Source organism: Pseudomonas sp. FH1, assembly GCF_000510895.2.
Lineage (GTDB): Bacteria > Pseudomonadota > Gammaproteobacteria > Pseudomonadales > Pseudomonadaceae > Aquipseudomonas > Aquipseudomonas azotoformans_A.
Genome location: NZ_AOHM01000133.1, coordinates 211,839 through 235,263 on the forward strand (window position 1 = coordinate 211,839; position 23,425 = coordinate 235,263).

General features: G+C 59.6%; 21 protein-coding genes and 1 tRNA gene. 13 read left to right on the forward strand and 9 right to left on the reverse strand.

The features are described from left to right. Positions 1-55: 55 nt before the first annotated feature. The 6 genes from H096_RS30935 (at position 56) to H096_RS30960 (ending at position 9,055) form a co-directional block, all read left to right on the forward strand. Positions 56-2,134 carry a hydantoinase/oxoprolinase family protein gene (locus H096_RS30935; RefSeq protein ID WP_033903001.1) on the forward strand — a complete coding sequence of 693 codons (2,079 nt, stop codon included), beginning with the start codon at positions 56-58 and terminating at the stop codon, positions 2,132-2,134. Between the two features lie 12 nt (positions 2,135-2,146). Further along, positions 2,147-3,805 (forward strand): hydantoinase B/oxoprolinase family protein, encoded by a 1,659-nt coding sequence (locus H096_RS30940; protein WP_033903002.1) that lies wholly within the window; start codon positions 2,147-2,149, stop codon positions 3,803-3,805. Between the two features lie 47 nt (positions 3,806-3,852). Beyond that, positions 3,853-4,743 (forward strand): hypothetical protein, encoded by an 891-nt coding sequence (locus H096_RS30945; RefSeq protein ID WP_033903003.1) that lies wholly within the window; start codon positions 3,853-3,855, stop codon positions 4,741-4,743. Between the two features lie 32 nt (positions 4,744-4,775). Next, the gene (locus H096_RS30950; protein ID WP_033903004.1) at positions 4,776-5,594 is read left to right on the forward strand and encodes an aspartate/glutamate racemase family protein; all 819 of its coding nucleotides are present in this window, start codon (positions 4,776-4,778) and stop codon (positions 5,592-5,594) included. A gap of 20 nt (positions 5,595-5,614) precedes the next feature. Continuing rightward, positions 5,615-6,973 (forward strand): MFS transporter, encoded by a 1,359-nt coding sequence (locus tag H096_RS30955; RefSeq protein WP_033903005.1) that lies wholly within the window; start codon positions 5,615-5,617, stop codon positions 6,971-6,973. A gap of 150 nt (positions 6,974-7,123) precedes the next feature. Further along, complete coding sequence (locus tag H096_RS30960; RefSeq protein ID WP_033903006.1) at positions 7,124-9,055, forward strand: avidin/streptavidin family protein; 1,932 nt, start codon at positions 7,124-7,126, stop codon at positions 9,053-9,055. A gap of 72 nt (positions 9,056-9,127) precedes the next feature. On the opposite strand, the gene H096_RS30965 is transcribed toward H096_RS30960, so the two are convergent. From H096_RS30965 to H096_RS30980, 5 genes are all read right to left on the reverse strand, one after another. Continuing rightward, positions 9,128-10,042 (reverse strand): ADP-ribosylglycohydrolase family protein, encoded by a 915-nt coding sequence (locus H096_RS30965; protein ID WP_033903007.1) that lies wholly within the window; start codon positions 10,040-10,042, stop codon positions 9,128-9,130. Between the two features lie 34 nt (positions 10,043-10,076). Then, a complete protein-coding gene (locus tag H096_RS30970) occupies positions 10,077-11,084 on the reverse strand; it encodes a GlxA family transcriptional regulator (protein ID WP_033903008.1) in 1,008 nt (335 codons plus the stop codon). Positions 11,085-11,398: 314 nt separating this feature from the next. Then, a complete protein-coding gene (locus H096_RS30975) occupies positions 11,399-12,007 on the reverse strand; it encodes a LysE family translocator (protein WP_033903009.1) in 609 nt (202 codons plus the stop codon). Positions 12,008-12,275: 268 nt separating this feature from the next. After that, positions 12,276-12,431: a hypothetical protein gene (locus H096_RS34325; RefSeq protein WP_177074976.1), complete on the reverse strand. Its 156-nt coding sequence runs from the start codon at positions 12,429-12,431 to the stop codon at positions 12,276-12,278. A 123-nt stretch (positions 12,432-12,554) separates the two neighbouring features. After that, on the reverse strand, positions 12,555-13,019 hold the full coding sequence (locus H096_RS30980; protein WP_033903010.1) for a hypothetical protein: 465 nt from the start codon (positions 13,017-13,019) through the stop codon (positions 12,555-12,557). Positions 13,020-13,256: 237 nt separating this feature from the next. On the opposite strand from H096_RS30980, the gene H096_RS30985 reads away from it, so the two are divergent. Next, entirely contained in the window at positions 13,257-14,057 is an 801-nt protein-coding gene (locus H096_RS30985; protein WP_033903011.1) for a serine protease, read from the forward strand. Between the two features lie 7 nt (positions 14,058-14,064). Here H096_RS30985 and H096_RS30990 read toward each other — a convergent pair whose 3' ends face one another. Then, positions 14,065-14,775: a CerR family C-terminal domain-containing protein gene (locus tag H096_RS30990; protein WP_033903012.1), complete on the reverse strand. Its 711-nt coding sequence runs from the start codon at positions 14,773-14,775 to the stop codon at positions 14,065-14,067. Between the two features lie 99 nt (positions 14,776-14,874). Between H096_RS30990 and H096_RS30995 the strand changes: the two genes are divergently transcribed. From H096_RS30995 to H096_RS31015, 5 genes are read left to right on the forward strand one after another with little or no spacing between them, the layout of a single operon-like run. Then, complete coding sequence (locus tag H096_RS30995; protein WP_033903013.1) at positions 14,875-15,984, forward strand: HlyD family secretion protein; 1,110 nt, start codon at positions 14,875-14,877, stop codon at positions 15,982-15,984. Further along, the gene (locus tag H096_RS31000) at positions 15,977-17,545 is read left to right on the forward strand and encodes a DHA2 family efflux MFS transporter permease subunit (protein WP_082461983.1); all 1,569 of its coding nucleotides are present in this window, start codon (positions 15,977-15,979) and stop codon (positions 17,543-17,545) included. Before H096_RS30995 ends, H096_RS31000 begins: the two co-directional genes overlap by 8 nt. Beyond that, positions 17,542-18,963: an efflux transporter outer membrane subunit gene (locus H096_RS31005; protein ID WP_033903014.1), complete on the forward strand. Its 1,422-nt coding sequence runs from the start codon at positions 17,542-17,544 to the stop codon at positions 18,961-18,963. The genes H096_RS31000 and H096_RS31005 overlap by 4 nt, the downstream gene beginning before the upstream one ends. 39 nt (positions 18,964-19,002) lie before the next feature. Beyond that, positions 19,003-19,533 (forward strand): GNAT family N-acetyltransferase, encoded by a 531-nt coding sequence (locus H096_RS31010; RefSeq protein WP_033903015.1) that lies wholly within the window; start codon positions 19,003-19,005, stop codon positions 19,531-19,533. Further along, a complete protein-coding gene (locus H096_RS31015) occupies positions 19,534-19,788 on the forward strand; it encodes a hypothetical protein (RefSeq protein ID WP_033903016.1) in 255 nt (84 codons plus the stop codon). A 38-nt stretch (positions 19,789-19,826) separates the two neighbouring features. Here the strand turns inward: H096_RS31015 and H096_RS31020 are convergent, their stop codons facing one another. The 3 genes from H096_RS31020 to H096_RS31030 all read right to left on the reverse strand — a co-directional run bounded on the left by H096_RS31020 (position 19,827) and on the right by H096_RS31030 (position 22,804). Further along, the gene (locus H096_RS31020; protein WP_033903018.1) at positions 19,827-20,024 is read right to left on the reverse strand and encodes a hypothetical protein; all 198 of its coding nucleotides are present in this window, start codon (positions 20,022-20,024) and stop codon (positions 19,827-19,829) included. 208 nt (positions 20,025-20,232) lie between these two features. Continuing rightward, positions 20,233-20,306 (reverse strand) — tRNA-Cys (locus H096_RS31025). Positions 20,307-20,518: 212 nt separating this feature from the next. Next, entirely contained in the window at positions 20,519-22,804 is a 2,286-nt protein-coding gene (locus H096_RS31030) for an acylase (RefSeq protein WP_033903019.1), read from the reverse strand. A gap of 237 nt (positions 22,805-23,041) precedes the next feature. On the opposite strand from H096_RS31030, the gene H096_RS31035 reads away from it, so the two are divergent. After that, complete coding sequence (locus H096_RS31035; protein WP_033903021.1) at positions 23,042-23,422, forward strand: fe2+ zn2+ uptake regulation protein; 381 nt, start codon at positions 23,042-23,044, stop codon at positions 23,420-23,422. Positions 23,423-23,425 lie beyond the last annotated feature (3 nt).

Consider the following 23,425-nt stretch of genomic DNA (forward strand, 5'->3'; position numbering starts at 1 on the left):
GAGAAGCCCTCTTCTGGCTAAAAAACTCAAATACAGCAGGAGATGCCCTGTGGGAATGGACGGCAAAACAGTGCGTGTAGCCACCGACGTCGGCGGTACTTTCACCGACCTTGTGTACTTCGAAAACGATCCCGCCACCGGTGAACAGCAGATTCGTACCGCCAAAGTCGACACCACTCCGCCGAACTTTGCGCAAGGTGTACTCAACGTTATCCGTAAAGCCGACGTCGACTTGAGCACCGTGGATTTCCTGGCCCACGGCACCACGGTGGTGATCAATGCGCTGACCGAGCGCCGGGGGGTCAAGACCGGATTGATCACCACCCAAGGCTTTCGAGATGTGCTGGAAATCGCCCGCGCCAATCGCCCGGATTACTTCAACCTCAAATGGGTCAAACCTGCGCCCTTTGTGCCGCGCTACTTGCGCCGCGAAGTATCCGGACGTCTGCACACCAACGGACAAGAGCGGGAACCTCTGGATCTCTCACAAATCGGCGGGATACTCGACGCTTTCCGCGCCGACGGCGTAGAAGCCATAGCAATCTGCCTGCTGCATGCCTACGCCAACCCCGTCCATGAACAAGCGGTTCTGGCGCTGATACGCGAGCTCTGGCCAGACGTCTCTGTAGTCGCTTCCCATCAGATCACCCGCGAATGGCGCGAGTATGAACGCTCAAGCACTACCGTGCTGTCAGCCTACGTTCAGCCCATTGCTGCACGCTACCTCGACGATCTGGCAAACGGTTTGCGCGAAGGCGGCTACAAAGCCCCGCTGTACATCATGCAGTCCAACTGTGGCGTCGACAGTGTGCAGCACGCCAGGGATATTCCGATCACCATGGTCGAATCCGGTCCAGCCAGTGGTTTCTGGGCGGCGGCCGAACTGGGACGAATGATCAACGAGCCTAACGTGTTAGGGCTGGATATTGGCGGAACAACGGCAAAATGCGCCTTGATCCGCAACGGGCAAGTGACGATCAAGACCGATTACTGGATTGAGCGCAACCGCACCAACGCTGGCTACCCGATAATGGTGCCCGTGGTCGACCTGGTGGAAATTGGCAATGGTGGTGGATCCATCGCCTGGGTCGACGATTTCGACAAGCTGCACGTCGGGCCTCAGTCTGCTGGCGCTACGCCAGGGCCCGCGGCCTACGGCAACGGTGGGACGCAAATTACTACGACCGACGCCAACTTGATGCTTGGGCGCATCAATCCGGATTACTTCTGCGGCGGCAACGTGAAGGCTGACCTGCCAGCGGTATCGCAGGGCCTGAACGCTCTAAGCCAGCGCCTGCAATTGTCGGCGGATGAGGTGGCGCGCGGCATCGTGCGGTTGGCCAACGACAATATGGTCAATGCGTTGAAGCTGGTTTCGCTGAGCCGTGGGCACGACCCACGAGAGCTGACGTTGATGGCGTTTGGTGGCGGTGGCGCTATGCACGCTGTGGCCTTGGCCCAGGAGCTAGGCGTCAAGAAGGTCATCGTGCCGCGCAGCGCTTCGGTGTTTTCCGCCTGGGGAATGACGCTCTCGGATTTGCGCCGTGACCTGTTTATCAATCGCTTTGTGGAAACCTCAGACTGCAACACGCTTGAGCAAGCGCAGCAGTTTCTCGAAGGACTGATGCACTCCGCCCGTGAGCAATTCGTCGCAGAATCAATTCCCCCGCAGCACGTCGAGCTCCACGTGCACTGCAAACTGCGTTACCAGAATCAGGAGCACTCCGTCGAGGTACTGCTCAACCCACACGAGCGTCTGAACGCAGATTGGGCAGTCATCGAGCAACGCTTTCATGGCGCTTACGAGCAGCACTACACCTACCGTCTGGAAGCCCCGCTGGAGATCATCGGTTTCCACCTGATTGCCGTCGCCCAGATCGGCAAGCTACAGCCGCAGGCACAACCCATCAGCGGTCGACCGGTAAGCGAAGCCTGTAAAGGAATGCGGTTGGTGGACTACGCCCAGGAGGGTATCCACGAAGCATTCCTCTACGACTACGACTTACTTGAGCCCCAAATGACCTTTTCGGGTCCGGCCATCGTTGAGGACGCCGGCACCACGGTGGTGGTGCACCCCGGAAACCGGGTGCACGTGGATCGCCTTGGCAACCTGCACATCATGATCAACGGCTGAAGGAGCATTGCTATGAATACCCTCGACATCTTCACCCGCGACATCATCCAGAACTCACTCCAGGCGATTGCCGACGAGATGTTCAGCGCAATGCGTAACGCTGCAATGAGCCCGGTGATCTATGAAGTGCTGGACATGGGCACAGGCATCACCGACGCCCAAGGCGAGATCGCCAGTTCGGGTGCAGGCATTCCGGCATTTGTGGGCGTACTGGACAAGGCGGTAAAAAAAATCCTGCTGCATCATCCCCAGACCAGCGACATCGAGGATGGCGATGTTTTCATCAGCAACGACCCCCACGACGGCGCTGTTACCCATCTGAACGACGTAGTGCTGGCCATGCCCGTATTTGCCAACGGCCAGTTGGTCGCCTGGACCGCCAACATAGCCCATTGGAACGATGTCGGCGGCAGAGTACCCGGCTCGCTCTCCACAGACGCCACGGATATCTTTCAAGAAGGCCTGCGTCTGGCGTCGGTCAAGCTGATCAGCAAAGGGCAACCAATCCGCTCGGTATTACAGATTTTACACGCCAACACGCGCATGCCGGACTTTATGGAGGGTGACCTGTGGGCCGGCGTGGCCGCCGTGCGTAACGGTGCGAAGCGTTTGCGCGAATTGAACGACAAGTACGGCAGCGCACTGTTTTTGCTAGCGATGAAAGACTTCATGGACCTGGGCGAGAAGGTCTCGCTCAAGGCGCTGGCTACATTGCCTGCCGGCCAGTTCAGCCTAGAGGAAGTGCAAGACGATGGCAGCGTGTTCAAGGTGCGCATCGATATCCGCGACACCGAACTGGTGATTGATCTGCGCGAAAACCCCGACCAATGCCTTGGGCCGACCAACTTGAGCCGCGACGGTGCAGTGGTTGCGGCGCAGATGGCTTTCAAGGCACTCACCGCCCCCCAAGGTATTACCAATGGCGGCACCTTTCGCCCCCTCAGAGTGCTGACTCGACCCGGCTCATTGTTCGATGCCCAATTGCCGGCCGCTGAAGGCTTCTATTTCGAGAACCTGATTCGGGTTCATGACCTGATCCTGTGCTGCCTGGCACAGCAGTTCCCGGACCGTTTGCCTGCCGGCAATTTCGCCTCGGTGTGTGCCACGATCATTGGCGGCGTTCACCCGGAAACAGGGCGCATGTTCACTTTGGTTGAGCCGGAAATCGGCGGCTGGGGCGCCGATTCTAGTCGCGACGGCAACAATGCCGTGTATTCCGGACTGCATGGAGAAACCTACAACTGCCCTGTTGAAGTCTGTGAGGCGCGCTATGGGCTGTATGTCGAACAGCTTGCGCTGAATGACGAACCGGGTGGGCATGGCCAGTTCCGTGGCGGCCGTGGCATCTGTATCGACTATCGGATTCTCGCGGATGGCAGCTTCATGACCTGCGGCTATACCCGCTCGGTCATACCGCCTTGGGGACTGGAGCAAGGTGCAGAAGGAACACCCAATTACGTAGAAGTCGTCAGCAAGGATGGCGAGCGCCAGCGCTACAGCATGGCCAGCGGTATCACCTTGAATGCCGGTGATCTGGTCAAGGTGCGCACCGGTGCAGGCGGCGGTTATGGCTGCGCGCGCCAACGTGATCCAGCCGCAGTACGCGATGATCTGAAGAACGGTTATGTCGATGCCGCATCCGCACATTCAGTGTACGGCCTGACGATCTGACACGGACCTTCAGCCCTCAAGAACAACAACAAAAAGAGAGCATTACCATGAACCTGAATCACTCATCTCGTCTATGGGTAGCGCCCACGCTTGCCTGTTTTTTGGGTATCACCGCCCCGGCACAAGGCGAACAATTCATCGGTTTCGCCCAACCAGGCGAACCAGGGAAGTGGGCGTTGGAATCGTTCCCTGTGTTCAGTCGGACCACGAATGGCGACGTGCGCGCAGGCAGCAATACGGTACTGGCGTACTTCTCCGAAACCGGGTTTACCGGAACGCAGCGCGACCAGCTGCAGTTTTGGGTCGGTGCCGACGCCGGCTATACCGGCAGCAACGCCTCTCGCAACAACGGTGCCTGGGGAGTTGCCTCGCCAAACCTGGGCCTGGCCTATTACTACAACGTGGTTGAACCCACCAGTGCGTATGGCGCTGACGACTTCACCACCTTCTGGGTTAACCCTACGCTTTCTCTGGAGTTTCCCAACGGTAACGATGAGGGGTCTGGTTACGGTGCCTTTGCCAACCGCTACGGGGCCAGCTTCAGCGTGGCCAATTACCTGCGCGTCGGACGGTTTGCTGCCACGTTTACCCCCGTTGGCATCCACTACGCCTCGCGCAACCGCCACAGCACCGACCTGGGCGATGGCAACCCGGTCAACCTGCGTGGCGGTATCAGTTTCTGGCTGGCGGACATTGCCGCCGGATATCTGGTGACCGATGACTTATGGCTTGGCCTGCATCACTCCTACCACATCAACAACCGCTCGGCGTCGGATTTCAAAGAGTCCCGTGAAGGCAAGATCGGCCCAGCGATGACCTACACAGGCTTTTCCAAACAGAAGTTCTATCTGTCGGCAAACCTGAACTTCGATTACTACCACAGCGACAACCTGCCCTATTCCAATAGCTTGACCATGGCCCTGGTGAAGTTTTTCTAGGGCCATTCAGCCCATCTATCGAGGAATACCGTATGGACAGCAACTTCCACATCGCGCCGCAAGACATGCCAGTAACCGTGCGCTGGCTCAACCCTATTGGTTGCCCGACATTCGATGAGCCAATTGCTCACCTGTTGCACAGCATCAAACAGCCTTCCACCCAGGTGGAAGTGGTGTCTTTTGACATGCCCCACAGCCCTACTCACTTGGAATATCGCGCTTACGAGGCGCTCACCTACGAACGCACCGTGCGCATCGCCCGCGATTGCGCACGGGAGGGTGTGGACGCCTTGGTGCTTGGCTGTTTTTACGACCCGGCATTGGAAGATGCCCGAGAAATTTCCGGAGAAACGCTAGTGGTTGCGCCCTGTCAGGCGAGCTTGCAAGTGGTAGAACACCTGGCGAACCGTTTTTCGATCATTGTTGGCCGCACTAAGTGGATCGAACAGATGCGTGCCCGCGTGCAAGGCTACGGCGCGGGCGACCGGTTAGCGTCGTTGAGGCCGCTGGGCATGGGCGTAGATGAGTTCCAGCTAGATCACGCCGTGACCCGCCGCAAGATCATCGAACAGGCCCATCGCGCCGTTGAAGACGATGGCGCCGAGGCAATCATCCTGGGCTGTACTATCGAATTTGGTTTCTTCGAGGAGGTACAGCGTGAAGTTGGCGTGCCCGTGATAGACCCGGTGGTGGCGGCCTTTAAAGTGGCCGAATCCATGGCAGGCATGAAGCGCAGATTTGGTTGGCGACCGAGTCGGGTAGGCAGCTGCGAGCCCCCTCCAGAAGCTGAGATTCAACGATTTGGTCTGTTCCAGGGCCCTGCGCCCATTGGCAACCGTATAAAAGCCTGACTTCCAAAAGGATAGCCGCCATGAGTGATAGACCCTCCACGTTCCACCCGGAACAATCCATACCGGGGGCAGGTGCGCGCAGTCACAACGTAGGGGATGTCTTTAAGGACGTCCCCCTGACGCGCACGCACCTGCAATGCTGCCTGGTGTTGTTTTTTGTGTTTGCGATTGAAGCGTGGGAGATGATGATCATCGTCTACACCTCACCCTTGATTGCAGCCGAGTTTTCCCTGGATGCACTTGCCGTAGGCCACCTGATCAGCGCCATGTTCATCGGCATGCTGGTGGGGGCGCTGGCGTGGGGCAAAGTGGCCGAACGTATCGGCCGCAAGCGCGCGATTGTCTGGAGCCTGGGCAGCTATGGCGTGATCTCCCTGGCAAGCGCGTTTGCGCCTGACTATTCGACGCTGTACGCCCTCCGTTTGCTCTCCGGCGTCGCTGCAGTCGGAATGATGGTGGTGACGTTTGCTCACTTTCAGGAGCTGTTGCCTGTTCGCCACCGCGGTGCGTTGACGGTGTTTCTCGCTTCTGGCTGGCCGATCGGAATGCTACTCGCACTGGGCGCCACGGTGTGGCTGCTCCCTTACGGATGGCGGGCGATTATCGTGTTGAGTTCACTCGGTGGCTTATGGGCAATTGCGGTGGCACGCTGGGTGCCAGAATCACCGTATTGGCTTGCGTCGATGGGTAGACAAGCAGACGCCAGAGCGACAATTGATACGCTGAGTCAAGGCAAGGTGCAACTTCCGGAAAGTTGTACATTACAAGTGGATCGCAGCGTATCGGGCAGCCAACGAGAGTTGTTCAGCCGCGCACTGCTCAAAGTCAGCCTGCTGCAGATTACCGTCAACTTCACATTTTCCTGGGGGTATTGGGGCTTGCAGACCTGGTTGCCCACATTGCTCCAGCAGCGTGGGCTGAGCCTGCCTCAAAGCTACGGTTTTATTGCCCTGTCTGCACTGTGCATGATTCCAGGATATGTCGCCGCATCATATCTGACGGGACGTTTCGGGCGTAAAAAAGTCATCGTCGCCTTTATCAGCGCATCCGTGCTGGCAGGCTACGGCTTCGCCAATGCACACACCCTCGAAATGCTCTACGTGAGCAACTTTGCCCTGGCATTTTTCAGCCTGGGTGCTTGGGGCGTATGGGGAGCCTGGATCGGTGAGTTGTACCCCACACCACTGCGCACGGTCGGCTACGGCTGGGCTATTTTCGCGCAACGCGTGGCAAATGTGCTGGCTCCATCGCTGATCGGAGCGCTGATTGCCCTTGGATCATCGTTCAACCTGACGACCACTATCATCAATGCGTTTCTACTGGTCACGGTAATACTCGTCGTATTCATCCCCGAAACAGAGGGCAAAGCATTGAGCTAGTGCCGTCTTGCCTGATTGCCGAGTCCGACGGATCTCATCGTCGGCATCTGGCAGCCATCGGCCCCAAAGTCAGGCTGAATAGGAAATCGCACATTGCAGGGTTCCTGACGTGGTTCAGGGGCCTGCATGCCTTTCAAGGATGGAGTTGTCATGGACAGTAAAGAACCAGTACCAAGCAAACTGATATTCCCTATGCAACGGGGACCTTTTCAGAATAATGGGGCCTCGCCCTGGTATTGCACTATCAGACTCGGTACGCCCGCCCAGTCGCTCAAGTTTTCCCTCGACTCGGGCACTAATATGAGTTGGGTCACCTCGACCCTTTGTCCTGCCGAACAGTGTGTGCATTCTGGAGGTGGCCGTTTTGATATCGAGGCTTCCAGCACCTTTGCTTTTACTGACTGCGTGCGTCGGCCCTACAGTTTTGGGCCGTGGGGCACGATGCAGGTGGAGTCAGCCTCAGACATACTGACCTTGCCTAACGATGCACGCCTCGACAGCGAACTTTTTCTTGCAGCGGCGTACGAGGGTGACCAATTCAAGGCGCTGGACTGGGATGGGGGCCTGGGCCTGCCGTGCAGCAGCGCCTATGTGGAGGGCCGCAGCTCATTTGTGTTCCAGACGTTAATGCGCGAAGGCCAACTTGACCCCGCCCAGCCTTTCGTCGCGTTTGACTGGGATGCAGTGAGACACAGTGGAAGCTGTCAAATGGGTGCTATCGACCCATCTAAAGCACAAGGCCCCCACCTGTTCTTACCCTGGTCTGTTTATAACGCGTTACCTGGAGTGGAATACATCTGGTCAACCGAATTGAAATCCTATTCAGTCGGTTCAGAAAAACTGCGTTCCAATATCAAGTTCGCTCTCGACTCTGGCTCATCGCAGTTCAAAGGTGACTCTGCGCTCATGCGCGAAACACTTGCTCGTATCGCTCAAGGCAACCAACCTGACATCCTGCTGGAGTTCGCGGACGGGCAAATGACGCTTGGCAGCGACCTCTATAACTGCCGGGTTGAAGCAGGGCCGCAACAGGGCCAAACAGTTCCTCAGTTCGCACCACTGGGCCTGACCGATCTGGTATTGGTAGGTTCGTTGGTCATGGAGTACTGCTACACCCTCTATGAGTATCAAGTGGTGAAATGCAATCGCGAGGTTTATTCACTGGCGCCTGTGGGAGTCTGGCTATTCAATCGCCCGGAAGGTCCACAGATCATTACGCGGTCTTCGTCGAAGCCCTTCATGCCTGGCGCGAGGGCGGTAGGCGACAGAAAGCTCACCCTGCCGGGCCCCGCTTTCGAAACGGCCACGGTCGCTGGAGCCTGGCGAAACGACTATGGCTCGGTGATGACTCTGGCAGTGGCAGGGCAGCAAATCACCGGCACTTATCGATCTTCGACCGGCTCAACGGGTGAGTATTCAGTCATAGGATGCCTATCAGGCTCAGACGCCTCACGCGCTAAAACTCAGCCGCTGGCTATGGCGATTGAATGGCATGACCTTGGCGACGGAACCCAGGACCCCAGTTGGAACTGGGCCTCGGGTTTAAGTGGACAGCTGAGTGTGACGGACCAAGGCGATGTGCTCACATTGAATCACGTGCTGGTCGCGACCAGCGACTTTGCGGAGTTGGCTCGTCAGGGCAGTTATATCGACAAGTTGGTTTACAGGCGGCTCGAACCGCAAGCCCCTAGCAGGCCGAATGCCAACATCGAACCCTTGTCCATTGAAAACAACTTGGCTGGGCAGTGGGTCGCGGCTGAAGGATCTTCGTTAGTACTGAGTGTTCACAGCGACAGCAAAAAGCGCTTTGGTATTGTCCAGGGTTCCTTCAAAGGTCGGGAGGCCAGCGCCGAGGTCACTGGCTTCACTGATATCAATGCGTTGCAGAGTACAATCTCGCTTCAATCCGTTAGCCTTACCGTCGCCATCCATCATGACAACACAGTTTGCACACTGATTGGCACCTTAGATTTGGTGGCCGACATACTGAGCCTGCTGATACTGACTAGCTCGGCTATCGCTCCCGGACAGGCTTACTTGGCGACACAGATTTCATCTCTGCATTTCAAGCGGATTTCATGAGTAAGGCGCTAATTCTCGGCCTCTTCGGTGAGTGGCTATAAGGCTGCTCCGCAGCCTGCTCGCTACAGGAAGCTAGTTGTTCTCTGCAGCGGATTTGAGCAATGCATCAGCCATATCCTCAATATCATTACGCATGCAAAGCTTCTCCAGCCAGCCCTGCGGAATACCTTGCACACCATAATGCGCACCGGCCAATTGACCAACAATGGCGGCCGTGGTGTCGGCGTCGTCGCCCAGGTTAGCGGCCGCCAACACGGCATCGGCGAAGTTGCCTGTTTGCAGTACGCACCACAGCGCAGCCTCTAATGACGCCACGGCGTAACCGGTGCCGTTGATCTGCGCACGGGTCTTGTTGCAATACTCTCCTTGGGCAATCGCCACGACTTGGGGTGCGCAAAGGCCGGCGCATGAGACGCTTAACAGGTCGTCTTTCGTCGCGCCATTCAGGGCATTACTGATCGCCCGTGCCAGCACCACGCAGCACTCGATTGCCTCTTGAGCGCCATGCGTCGTACGAGAACTTTGACGGGAAAAATCGTCGATTTGGTGAACGTCAGGGAAGTAAAACAACACAATCGGCGCGAGACGCATCAGCGAGCCATTGCCGGCGGAAAAAGGATCGGTAGGACCTGCAAACGGATCACCGTGTGCCTCATAAGCGGTCAGCGCCGAACGCACCGTCATGCCGATATCAAAGCATTCGCCCGTGGAGCTCAAGTAGCCCCACTTCCACCAGTTCAAATACCGGCCCATCTGGTCGGCTGCGTCGAATCCACCTTTGCGCAGCAGACTTTCGGCCAAACACAGCGCCATTGAGGTGTCATCCGTCCATTGGCCCGGCTTCAGGCTAAACGGACCTCCACCCACCATGTCGATGAGCGGTGTGAATGTGCCGCGAGACATGAATTCAACTGTCGTGCCCACTGCATCGCCGCACGCCAGGCCCAGCAAACTACCGCGATAACGATCCAACAGCGTCAGAGGCATAATCCTTCCTTGAAAAAGTCAGTCAGTCACCACTTTACTTGACCAACCGCTTCTCCTTGGAGGGGCGATATCCGAAATACGAGCTATAGCATTTGCTGAAATGACTCGGCGACACAAACCCACACGCCACCAGCACCTCCACCTGAGACAATTCGGTGTGCTGCAACAGCCGCCGCGCTTCGGTCACGCGCAGTTCCATGTAGTAGCGCTGCGGCGTGGTGCCCAGTTGCTCCTTGAACAAGCGCTCCAACTGGCGCCGGGACCGGCCAGCGTAGACGGCGAGTTGGTCCAGCTCCAGGGGCTCTTCCAGGTTGGCGTCCATCAGCTTCACCACTTCACGCAGGGGCGCGCTGACGCTGACGTTTTCGGTGGGTTTGATGCGCCGATAGCGGGATTCTTCAAAGGCCAGGATGTCTTCGATCCCTTCGACCAGTGCCTTGTCATGCAAGCCCTTGATCCAGTCCAGCGCCATGTGGAAGGCACCGGACGGACTTGAGGCAGTCAGGCGGTCGCGGTCGATCACGTAGGGTTCGCTGGTGACGTGGGTAGCCTTGGACACTTCTGCCAGTGCCGGGCGATGTTCTGGGTGGATGGCGCAGCGATAGCCTTGCAACAGACCGGCACGGCCAAGGAACCAGGCGCCATTCCACAGCCCCGCGAGGTTGATGCCCTGTTCAGCGGCCGTGCGCAGCAGATGGATGAAGTCTTCGCTGGCCTTGAGTTCCGTGCGAAAACCGCCGCAGATCACCAGCATCTCCAGGTCTTGCAGCGCTGCCACGTCCAGGCGTGCATCCGGGCGGATCACCAGGCCAAGGTCGCTGATGACTTCGCCATCATCACAACCGAACGTACGCGCGGAAAACAGATCGGGACGCAGCAGGTTGGCGGTGACGAACGTGTCCAGGGTCTGGGTGAAGGCCGGCAGTGAGAAGTGTTCGAGCAACAGGAAGCCGACGCGGGTGACCGCCGCCGGCTCCGAGGTTTCGTTGAGGTAGCGCAGGTTCTTGCCTTTCATGCCGCCGCTGAATTGACGTCTTTCCATCGAGGGTTGGCCCACTCTTATTGTTGATGCAATGGGCGTCATCTTAGGGGCAAATGCGTCGGCTGTCTCAGACCCTGATCTTGAAAAAACCACAAGCGAGCAAAGCCCCCGGCTAAACAGGGCCAGTCGCATCTGATACGGTTTTTTCTTTGCTATCTGCGTCTGTATCGAAACGCCGCCTGGGCGGACAATAGCGCCATCCCTACTCCCTTCCCTCTGGAGGCCTTATGACCAAGATGGCACTTTTCCTGTTCGGCTTTTTGGTGTTGACCATCGGCATCGGCCTGCTGGCGACCATCTCGCCGGTCTGACAGTCAGCCGGCGAACAGCATCGGGTACAACGACAGCACCAGCAACGCCGCCATCGACCCGTTGAACAGCCGCAACCAGCGCGGCTCACGCAACACATTGCGCAAGCCGCTGCCGCATCCGACCCACACACAGACGCTGGGCAGGTTGACCACGGCAAACACCAGCGCAATCACCAGCACATTGGTGACATAACCTTCGGCCGGCGTATAGGTAGTGATCGCCCCCAGCGCCATGATCCAGGCCTTGGGGTTCACCCACTGGAACGCCGCCGCGCCGAGGAAGGTCATGGGCTTGCCCTGCACATCAGGGTTGTCGGACATGCCGCCCGCCGTTGCGATCTTCCACGCCAGGTACAACAGGTAGGCCGCGCCCACGTAACGCAGCACTGTGTACGCCCACGGAAATATCTTGAACACCTCGCCCAGCCCCAGGCCCACTGAAATCACCAGCAGCATGAAGCCGATGCTGATCCCCAGTGCATGGGGCATCGACCGGCGGAACCCGAAGTTCACGCCCGAAGCGAGCAACATGGTGTTATTGGGTCCTGGCGTGATCGAGGACACGAAGGCGAACAGCACAAAGGCTGATAACAGGCTGGTAGACATGAACATGTGCGGCATCCAAACGCAGAGGTATGCCAGCGACAGTAGAGGGTAATGCGCCGCCCCGCCCCGTACAGCCAAGGTGCGATTGAGGCATACACTTTTTTGCCACGATTTTCACAAAGCTTTCACAGGCAGGCGCCTAGGGTGACTCCAGCTCCTAATGAACATCCTTTTTAGCCCGCGCTCCCCACGCGGGCTTTTCTTTGCCTGGCATTTGTGACGGGCAAAAAAAGAGGCAAGCCATTGCGCATGGCTTGCCTCTCACATCTGCCCGTTAGCGCGGGCCGCCGCCTGGCCCACCGCCCTGGCCGTGTCCGCCACCGTGACCACCGCCACCACCACCTCCCGGTGGCATGAACATCCAGCAGCCCGACAGGGTCGACAACAGCGCGATTACCACCGCTGCCTTGGTTAGATAACTCAACTTCATGACCACACTCTCTTACTTGACGAGATTGACTTCTCACAGGGTAAGACAGCGCCAACTCAAGTGCGTCACGGTTATCGTGTAACCTGATGGTAGGGTTTGTAAGCCAGGTGGTACAAGGTGCCGTCAGTTCTGCGGACGTTGCTTGGTGGAGTCCAGTTCGGCTTTTTTACCGGTGCTGATTTCAGTGATTTGCGCCGACTTGGCGATCGCAAAATCGAAGGTATCCTGCATCTTGGCAATGGCATCGGTGGCGGTGCCCTTCAGCCCGCCGTTGGCCGCCCAGTCGAAGTTCCACACGCCCGAGAGATTATCGGCGCCGGGTACGTCGTGGGTTTCGATGGCGGTGAATACATCGGGGTGACGCTCCATGTACTTGGCCGCATCAGAGACCTCAGCCGGCACTTTGCCGGAGGCATTGTTGGCCAGTTGGGTCAGTTCCTGCTTGGTGATGGCCGACTTGCCGGTCTGGCGCATGTAGTCGGCAATGACCTTGCTGGACTTGGCGATGTTCAACTTGTCGTCGAACACCGAAGGTGATGCTTTAGGCGTATTTGCCCCGCTGCCGGCGGGCGTTACGGTAGTAGACATCGGCGCTGCTCCCCTGGTGGAACGAATGAAGTCGTCGTGCTGACGACAGCCCGAAGCAGACGTTAGCATGGGCAATGGGCCATTAATCCTGCGCTTCACAACAATTCACAAGGAGCCGCGACATCACTCCAAGCGCCATTGCGAAAGATCACTCAACTTTCTCGGCCTCTTCTGATTTCCCGCGCATCTACGCCTATGCGCTACTTGGGCACTTCACAACCACCCATGGAAGTCGCCATGCTCAACCGAAGCCGTTGCCTTGCGTTAACACTGATGGACCGTTTCCTGCGCGGCATTTGGGCCATCGCCATTCTGATGTTCCCGATGTTCGCAGCGGCAGTTGTAGGCGGCGCCGATGCGACGGATGGCCGCTACCCGTTTATGGCGACGCTGCAATTCAAGGCGTCCGGCGAGACCCCGCTTGAGCGCCATGGTTGCGGCGCTGCGCTGGTCGCGCCTGACTGGGTGCTGACCGCTGCACACTGCCTGGTAAACACCCAGCCGTCAGACGTAGAAGTGATCCTGGGGCGCACCCAACTGAGCAATACCTTGCAAGGGCAGACAGTGGGTGTAAAACGCATTGCCCTCCATCCTGAATTCCTCCGCTCGTTGACCCTCGATGTCGCACTCCTCAAACTTGACCGCACCATCACCGGCATTCAGCCCATTGCTATTGTGACGCGCGGGGAAACGCTAGAGGAGCGCATCAAGCGTCCAACAGTCCTCGGCTGGGGTAACACGGCGCGCAGCCCGGCGCCAGATGTACGCCCGGACCACCTGCAACGCGCACGATTGCCCAGGATGCCGGACGCGCAATGCACGTCACTCGCGCCGAGCGTGAACCTGCAGAACACCTTTTGTATCGAGGCTGACGGTTTGATACCGGACAGCGGCGACTCGGGCAGCCCCGTCTTTGTAAAGCACCCCAAGCGAGGTTTTGTGCAACTGGGCGTTGTCAGCCAAGGGGTCCTGATTGCCCGGTTGTCCAACCCAAAGATTGCTGATTTTATTCGCGAGACGCTGAACGAATCGCCGTGAACGAGCGCTACTTCGTGGTCTGATCCCGCTGCCGTGCCAGCCCCTCCAGCGTAAACCGCGCCTGGGTCAGCACCACCTGACGCACCAGCTCCATTTCCTTCTGATTCACCTCGGTCCAGTTCAACGCCGCCAGCAACTTGGGCTTTTGCACGCGAAATGCGAGTCCCTGGGTGAACAGCGCCATGGAATGGATCACTGTGCGTTCATCCTCCACCGCAAAACCGGACAGGCGCGCGATCAGCAACCGGATCACTCGGCCGATGCGCGCCTTGAAATGCTCATCGAACGCCCGTGTCGCGCTGGGCGGGCACAACCCGGCCTGGTGGCGATCCATGAATGCACGCCAGACCGTGGTTTGCGGGCTGTCCTGGATGGTCGAAACCACCGTACCCAAAATGCCCAAAGAGGCATCGATCAGCGCGTTGTCACCTGAATCGGCGTCCGCCAGCGCGCTTTCTGCAGCCTCCACGGACGGCGACATCTTGCCCCACAACAGCGTGATCAAGTGTTCGACACACGCCAGGTACACGCCTTCCTTGCCATCGAAGTAGTACTGGATCGCAGGGGCGTTGACGCCGGCAGCCGTGGCGATATCGCGGGTCGACGCGCCATCGTAGCCACGCTCGCCAAACACCCCGACCGCCGCCTCGATGATGCGTGCCCGGGTTTCTTCGCCGCGCTGGTAGCCACCCTCGGCAGCCGGTTTATGTCGTGCCATGTGCAACTCCATTCGAATACCGGACCAAAATATACCAGTTGACAAAAATTCGCGAAAAAAGGAATTTATTCCACCTGTTATAAATCTGGAGTGACCTCGATGTCGGCTGCACCTCCCTCCCCTCAGGTCATGCCTGAAGAAACCGTTAACGGTCAACGCGGCAAGGCCCGTCGCATCCTGCTTTCACTGGCCGGCATCGCCGTGCTGGTGGGTGTTTCGTGGGCCGCCTGGTGGTGGATCACCGGGCGTTTTATCGAGACCACTGACGACGCCTACTTGCAAGCCGACAGCATCAGCGTGGCGCCCAAGATCAACGGCTATGTGGCCGAGGTGCTGGTGAGCGACAACCAGAACGTCAGGCGCGGCGATGTGCTGGTACGCCTGGATGCGCGCAAATACCAGGCGGTGAGTGACGAAGCGTCGGCCACCATCGCCGCACGCAATGCCGACTTCGCCAAGGCCAAGGCCGATCTGGTGCAACAGGACTCGACCATCGCCGAAGCCCGCGCCCAGTTGCAGGGCGCCGAAGCCGATGCGCGACACGCCCAGACCGAAGTGGCCCGTTACGCACCGCTGGCCCGCTCCGGTGCCGAGCCGGAAGAGCGCCTGGCCCAATTGAACAACCAACTGGCCCAAGCCCGCAGCACCGTGGCGGCCAAACAGGCGGCACTGCGCTCCAGCCAGACTCGCTACGGCACGCTGCAGGCCCAGCTCAAGCAAGCCCAGGCGCAACTGGGCGTGGCCAAGGCCAGCGAAGCGCAAAGCCAACTGGACGTAGACGACGCCGTGATCCGCAGCCCGCTTGACGGTCGCGTGGCCGACCGTGGCGTGCGTGTGGGCCAGTACGTACAGCCCGGTACGCGTCTGCTGACCGTGGTGCCGATCAGCGCGATCTACCTGACCGCCAACTATAAGGAAACCCAGATCGGCGCCATGCGCCCCGGCCAGACGGTTACCGTGCACGTGGACGCCCTGCCCGGCCGCGACCTGCAAGGCCACATCGATAGCCTGGCCCCCGGCACCGGCGCGCAGTTCTCCTTGCTGCCACCGTCGAACGCCACCGGTAACTTCACCAAGATCGTACAACGCGTGCCGGTGCGCATTGCCCTGGACGTGCCGGACGACCTGCGCGCCGCGCTGATGCCCGGCTTGTCGGCCACGGTGGACGTCGACACGCGCACCCACGGCGCGGACGCCAACCATGGCTGAGGCGATCATGCCCGCGGTGGCTGCCGAGAAACCGCGCAACGCCTCGCTGACCGACTGGATCGCCGTCGCCGCCGGGGCATTGGGCGCGTTGCTCGCCACTCTCGACGTGTCGATCACCAACTCGGCCTTGCCGCAGATCCAGGGCCAGATCGGCGCCACCGGCACCGAAGGCACCTGGATCGCCACCGGCTACCTGATGTCGGAAATCGTCATGATCCCCCTCGCCGCCTGGCTGACACGGGTGTTCGGCCTGCGCCGGTTCTTGATCGGCACAGCGCTGATGTTCACCCTGTTTTCGATGTTCTGCGGCCTGTCCACCAGCCTCGGCGCGATGATCGCCGGGCGCATCGGCCAGGGCTTTGCCGGTGGCGCGATGATCCCCACCGCGCAGACCATCGTGCGCACCCGCCTGCCGCCACACCAACTGGCCATCGGCACGACGATGTTCGGCATGACGGTGATCCTCGGCCCGTTGCTCGGCCCTGTGATCGGCGGCTGGTTGACGGAAAACATCAATTGGCGCTGGTGTTTCTTTCTCAACCTGCCCATCAGCATCGCCCTGATCACCCTGTTGATCACTGGGTTGCCCAGTGAGCGCATGAACCTGCAACGTTTTATCAGCGCGGACTGGCTGGGCATTCTCGGCCTGGCGATGGGCTTGAGTTCGCTCACCGTGGTGCTTGAAGAAGGTCAGCGTGAGCATTGGTTCGATTCGCTGCTGATTGTGTGGCTGAGCATCGCCACGGTGACCGGATTTTTCCTGATCGCCGTGGGGCAATTCCGGTCGAGTACGCCGATCCTGCGCCTGCCACTGGTGCTCAACAAAAGCTTTGGCAGTGTGTTGCTGATTGGTACGGCCGTGGGCGCAGGACTGTATGGCACGGCGTACCTGGTACCGCAGTTCCTCGGCATTCTGTCCGGTTACAACGCGCAACAGTCCGGCTCGATCATGTTGCTGTCGGGCATTCCCGCCTTCCTGCTGATGCCGATCCTGCCGAGGATGCTCGGCCGCTATGACTTGCGTTGGATGGTAGGTGCCGGCCTGTTGCTGTATTGGGCCAGCTGTTTCGTCGACACCCAGTTGACCGCCGACAGCGTCGGGCATGACTTCATCTGGTCGCAGCTATTGCGCGGCTTCGGGCAGATCCTGGTGATGATGCCCCTCAGCCAATTGTCTATGCGTTCGGTCGAGACCAAGGACGCCGGGGACGCGGCCGGGCTCTACAACATGTCACGCAACCTCGGCGGCACCATCGGCCTGGCGCTGCTCGGGGTATTGATGGACCGGCGCAGCCACTTCCATGACGACAGGCTGCGTGAAGGCATCTTGGCCAACAGCCAACTCGCCCAGGACCATATGGCCAGCAACACCGCCAGCTACCTGGCGCAAACCGGCGATGCCTCCAGCGCCCCGTTGCAAGCGATGGCCCAGTTGGCCAACGACATCGCACGACAAGCCTCGGTCATGGCCTACAACGACGCCTTCTACGTACTGGGGCTTGCCATGCTGGCGTGCCTGCCCCTGATCTTCATCCTCAAAAAGCGCACGGTACAGCCATGATTGCTCGCACCCTTCCCCTGCTCCTGACCGTTGGCCTGCTGTCCGCCTGCACCGTGGGGCCGGATTACCCAGGCGCGCCGGATGCGGCGCCGAAAACCCTGGCCGCCGGGCGATTACCTCACGCCGACAACCAAGCACCCAGTGCACCGACTGTGGCGCAGTGGTGGCGAACGCTGAATGACCCGCAGCTCAATGAACTGGTTGACATGGCGCTGAAAAACAGCCCCGACATCGCCACCGCCCAGGCGCGCTTGAAGCAATCCCGCGCCAGCCTCAGCGGTGCCCGCGCCGACGCCCTGCCCAAGGTCACCGGCGACGCCGCGATGTTGAAACTGCGCTCACCCGACACCTCCGCATTGGGTGGCAGCGGTGGCGGCGGCCGTGGCCCGTTGACGCTCTACCTCGCCGGCTTCGATGCCAGCTGGGAAGCCGACCTGTTCGGCGGCACCCGCCGCGCAGTCGAAGCGGCGCAAGCGGAAGCCGACGCGGCCCAAGCCCAACTGGCCGACGCCCAGGTGCAACTGTCGGCCGAAGTGGTCCAGGCCTACACCGACCTGCGCGACCAGCAAGCACGATTAGCGTTGGTTGAAGCCAGCGTCGACATCGAAAACCAGGCCCTCGACCTGACCCAGCAGCGTCGCAGTCGCGGCGTGGCCTCCCAACTGCAACTCGAACAAGTCCTCACGCAGGCAGAAAACACCCAGGCCCAACGCCTGCCATTGCAAGCTGCCATCGTTGAATCCCTGGACCAACTCGGCTTGCTCTGCGGCCTGGAACCCGGCGAGCTGGACGGCCGCCTCGCCACCGCCCAGGCCCTGCCCGCCATTCCCAGCGCGGTGCCCGTGGCAGACCCCGCCGCCCTCCTCAAGGCCCGTCCCGACATCCGCGTGGCCGAACGCAAACTGGCCTCCAGCAACGCCCAGATTGGCGAACAAACCGCCGACTGGTTTCCCAAGCTCAGCCTGATGGGTGACCTGTCATTCTCCGCCAGCGACCCCGGCCACCTCGCCCGCAAGACCAACGGCAGTTGGTTGATCCTGCCACGCCTGACCTGGAACGCCCTGGACTTCGGTCGCGTTGCCGCCAGCGTCAAAGGCGCCGAAGCCGGTCACGACGAAGCGCTCGCGCAGTACAAAAGTGTGGTGTTGAGTGCACTGCGTGATGCCGATGTCGCCCTGGCTCGATACGGTCACCAGCGCCAGAACGTGGTGCTGCTGCGCAGTGTGGAAGCCTCGGCCGTGCGTGCGGCAGACCTGACCCGCCAGCGCTATCGAGCGGGCACAGCCAGCACCCTGGATTGGCTGGATACAGAGCGCACGCGCTACCAGGCCCAGGAAAGTCGAATCTCGGGGGATGCGGAATTGCTCAAGGATTTTGCTTCGTTGCACAAGGCATTGGGGCTGGGCTGGACGTTGTGACACACTTCCTTGCACAGCGCCGCCAGACACGAGGGAACCATGCTCCGTATTCATCAAGCGACCCCAGCCGACCTTGAAGCCCTGCGCGAAGTCGGCTGTACCACCTATCGAGAACACTTTGCGCAGATCTGGTCGCCCGGCGGATTGCAGGCGTTCCTGGATCGGGACTTTTCCCACGACGCCTTGCGCCAATCACTCGAAATGCCCGACAGCCATTCATGGCTGCTCGCGTCGGATGACAACGCGCAAGTCGTCGGCCTGGCGAAGGTCAACTGGTCGGCGCCGGCGCCCATAACAGGTGAAGTTGGCGCAGAACTGCGCAAGATCTACTTTCTCAAATCCGCCGCCGGGCGCGGGTATGGCAAGCGATTTATGCAGTTCATTTGCGACCAGGCTGTAGAGCGTGGTGAGCGCTCGCTGTGGCTGACGGTGCTCAAGTCCAATCCCGATGCACGACGGTTTTATGCGGCGTTTGGGTTCAAGTGGATCGGAGAAACTCCATTCAAGACGGACCTGGCTGAAATTGGAATGGACGTGATGGAGCTTGAACTCAAGCGGCGAGGAGCCTGAATGGATGAGTTGATAAAAGGCCTCGACGGGCCCAGGACGGCGCAGCAGGAATTGTTCTACGACCTGGAAGATGCGGCGGCGGTGATTGGGTGGTCGGTGGTGGAGCTGACCACGTTGGCAGCCAGCGGCAGGACGCCGGATGAGGCGGTGGCATTGATGAAGATTTGCGCGTTGCTGGCGGCGCAGCAGGAGAAATTGCGGGTGTATGCAGGTGAGGTCAAAGACCAGCGGATCGTCAGGTCTGAGGTCCTATAAGCCCGACGCAGCGGTCGGGCTCATGGAATTACAAATGTTCAGTTGTCGGGATGCTCGCTCGCCACTGAATCAGCGGCGTCTACATCCGACATGTCCTCTTCAAGAGGCGCGTCATCGTCCGGCGGCAACGGAACACCCTCCTCATCGCGCTTCGGATCGTGCCCTCTCTCATTGTCGGTGCCGCGGGTTACATCCTGCTGAGAAATATTCCCAGGGGCATTTTCATTGATTTCCATGCTGGCTCTCCGTTCTTACGCTCGGGATATCGGCGCTTAAACATGGGATCAGGCAGTGGTCAGCGAGTGCGATGTACTGGACGAACGGCAGAAAGCCTTACGCAATGGCAAGGCGTTTCAGAGTCAACTCCTAACGCGCCAGACTTCCAAAACTTTTTCAAAGCCAATAAAAAACCCCGTAGACGTTAATCTACGGGGTTTCTAAGAGTGGAGGCCGAGGTCGGAATCGAACCGGCGTAGGCGGATTTGCAATCCGCTGCATAACCATTTTGCTACTCGGCCTCAAACGATCAATGTCCTGACTGCTGACACTCACCGCATAAAAACTTGAGTGGGTTATGAAACCCTGCCTCTACTCTAACTCATTGAAAACATTGAAGTTTTTAATGCTTCGTTGCGTTCGATGGGCGCCATTATGTACGTATTTGCCAAAGCGTGCAACCCCTTGATTTCAAAAATATTTCGTATTGGCATCAAGGGGTTGCGCACCTGCCCTACTCCTTGATGCGCAACTGTTGATAGTGCGGGTCGGCCTTGATTTGGGCTTCGGTGAAGGGCAATGGGCTGAGTTTTTTCTGGGAGAAGGCTTGGGTCTGGTCCTTGGCGTGTTTGGACGCTGGGTTGCTGGACTCGGAGAACGCGAGTACGCCTTGGGCATGGGGCCCCTGGTCGTCGAAGGTGACGATTTGCAGGTAGCTGGTGCCGCTGACCACTTCACGCTTGCCGTCGGCGCGGGGCACGGTTTGCATGGCGTTGTAGATTCCCAGCTCTTGCGGGCCGCCGTGGATCGGGGTTTGGCCGGAGACTTGGACGTCGCCCCAGGTGCTGTTGGCGGTGAGGCCGAGTTTGGCGACGTCGGCGGTGGACGCCAGCATGGCGTCGCGCAGGGCTTTGGCGACATCCGCGCGTTCGATGGACAGGCCGCGTGGCGTGGTGAGGGGCTGGGCCGGGTCGAAGGCGACGCGCCAGGCGTCGGGGATTTGCTGCAGGTGTTGCACCAGGTTGATGAAGTGCATCAGGCCGATGCCGCTGTCGAGGTTGGCGCGCTGGTCCCAGTTTTTCAAGTCGGTGCACAGGGGCTGCAGCGCAGTGGCGTCCGCGCCGAGGTGTTTGGCGCAGAATGCGAGCAGGTCGGGCATGACTTGGCCCGCCAGGTACACCTCGTTGTCCATCACCATGTTTTGCAGGTCGGTGACACCGATCGGTTTGTCCAGGGATTGCAGGCGTTGCAAGGCAAAACGCGCGCGCGGGCCGAGGCCGATATGGTCCTGGCTGATCACTGGGGAGAAGCCGGTGAGCGGCGCCTTGGGGTTGGCCAGCCAGGCCGAGTCGTTGGAGTGCTGCACGTAGTCGGTGCGTTGCAGTTGCGGCAGTTGCTCGGCCGGAAAAATGCCGGCCTGGGCTGCGCGCGGGTCAATGTCCCAGGCGCAGGCGCTGTGGGCGCCGTCGAGCATGATCATCTGCAGGCCTGCACGGGGGTCGCTGCATTGCGCGAGTTTGGCCGCGCTGACGTTGGGCACCACCGACTGGTTCATATACAGGCTCTGGCCTTGGTCATCGGCGGCCAGGGTGTTGACCCACGGAATACCTTGCAGAGTGTGCACCGAGGTTTTCAGTTGATCGAGGCTGCCCGCGCGGTTCATCGCGTACCACTGTTGCAGCACACGGTCGTTGCCCAGGTTGGCGTCACGCAGGCTGAAGGCGTAGCGGTTGTCCCAGTCGAGCTTGCCCGGCCATTGCACCACCGGGCCGAATTGCGAGCTATAGACGGTGTGCGACTGACCCTTGAGGCTGCCATCGGCTTGTTTGACCTGCACCGTCACCGTGGTTTTATCCAGGGCGACGGATTTGCCATCAAGCAGGTAGCGCGTGGAATCCTTCGGGTCCAGGGTCAGGCGATACAGGGTGAAGTGCTTGGACGTGTCCACGGTGTGAGTCCACGCCACGTGTTGGTTGAAGCCGATATTGATCACCGGCAGGCCCGGCAGCGCCGCGCCCATGACATCTAACTGACCAGGGATGGTCAGGTGCATCTCATAAAAACGCATGCCGCCCACCCACGGGAAGTGCGGGTTGGCCAGCAGCATGCCGCGCCCGTTGAACGAGCGATCACGGCCGACCGCCACGGCGTTACTGCCGCGATCAAAGGCGAAGCGCTGCTGATTGGCGGCGGCCAGTTCAAAGGCTTTCGAGTCGGTCGGTACACTTGCTGTGGCTTGGGGCGGCGTCGCACCCACCAAGGCTTCAGCGAATTGGCCGACACCGCCCTCCACCAATAACCTAAGGGTCAGCTTGACCAAGTCTTCAGCCACCAATGGCCGCACCCACGCCGCCTGGCACTGCGCCGGAGCGCCCTGCTCTTTCAGGTAACGGTTGTAGCCGGCCACATAACCTTGGATACGTTGCTGGATCTGCGGGCTTTGCGCCTTCCAGAACGAGGCGACCGATTCCGGCGTGTTCAGCCACGTGAAAAACACGTCACTGGCCAGGTTGTTACGCTCTTCCAGGGTCGCCTGCTCGGGGCCGAAGAACTTGGCGCGCTCGCCATTCACGGTGACCACTTCATTGGCCAGCAGGCACAGGTTGTCCTGGGCGTAGGCGTAGCCGATGCCGAACCCCAGGCCACGCTCATCGTTGGCGCGGATGTGCGGTACGCCGTAACTGGTGCGCCGGATATCCGCCGACGCTTGCGTCACCGGTTCCCGCGCCGAGGCGGCCAGGCTCAACCCCAGCAACATGCCCGCCACACCTACCCTGGACAACCCATTGGAAATAATCACGCAAACTCCACCGTCAGATTTAACCGCCTCACAAGGGGTAATAACCCCACCGTAAGAACGCAAACCACCAGGAATAATTTAGCGCGACGGCACGTTTATTTAAGGCAGAGCGGATGTGACAAAACAGATACCGACAAAATTTCTACATCCGGCACTTCATGATTTTGCTCGCTCGTTCGTCTTATTAACTAAGAGCGCTCATTTTTTCCTGATCAGGCTCTGATAAGGAGTTTTTGCATGTACAACCCGCAAGTGCCCACGGATGGACATTCACCGGCTGCCGAGGCCAGTTTCGGCAACGGCGCACAAGCGTTCGGCAAAACGCCCGAACAGCAAGGCAACCAGCGTATCCGCCACCTGCTCAAGTGTTTTGGCTTGCGCACCAGCCTGATCCGGCTGAAGGTCATCGACGCCCTGCTCACTGCCGCCGACAACCAGCGCACCCTCGGGGTACGCGGCGTGCACAGCCATCTGCTGGAGCTGGGCATTCCGTTGTCGTTTCTCAGCGTGCGCGAGGTGCTCAAGCGCCTGTGCAGCGAGGGCGTGATCACCCTCAATGCGGATAAAAGCTACAGCCTCCATGAAGAGGCTGCCAAGGTGCTCGAAGGTCGCGCCTGATCG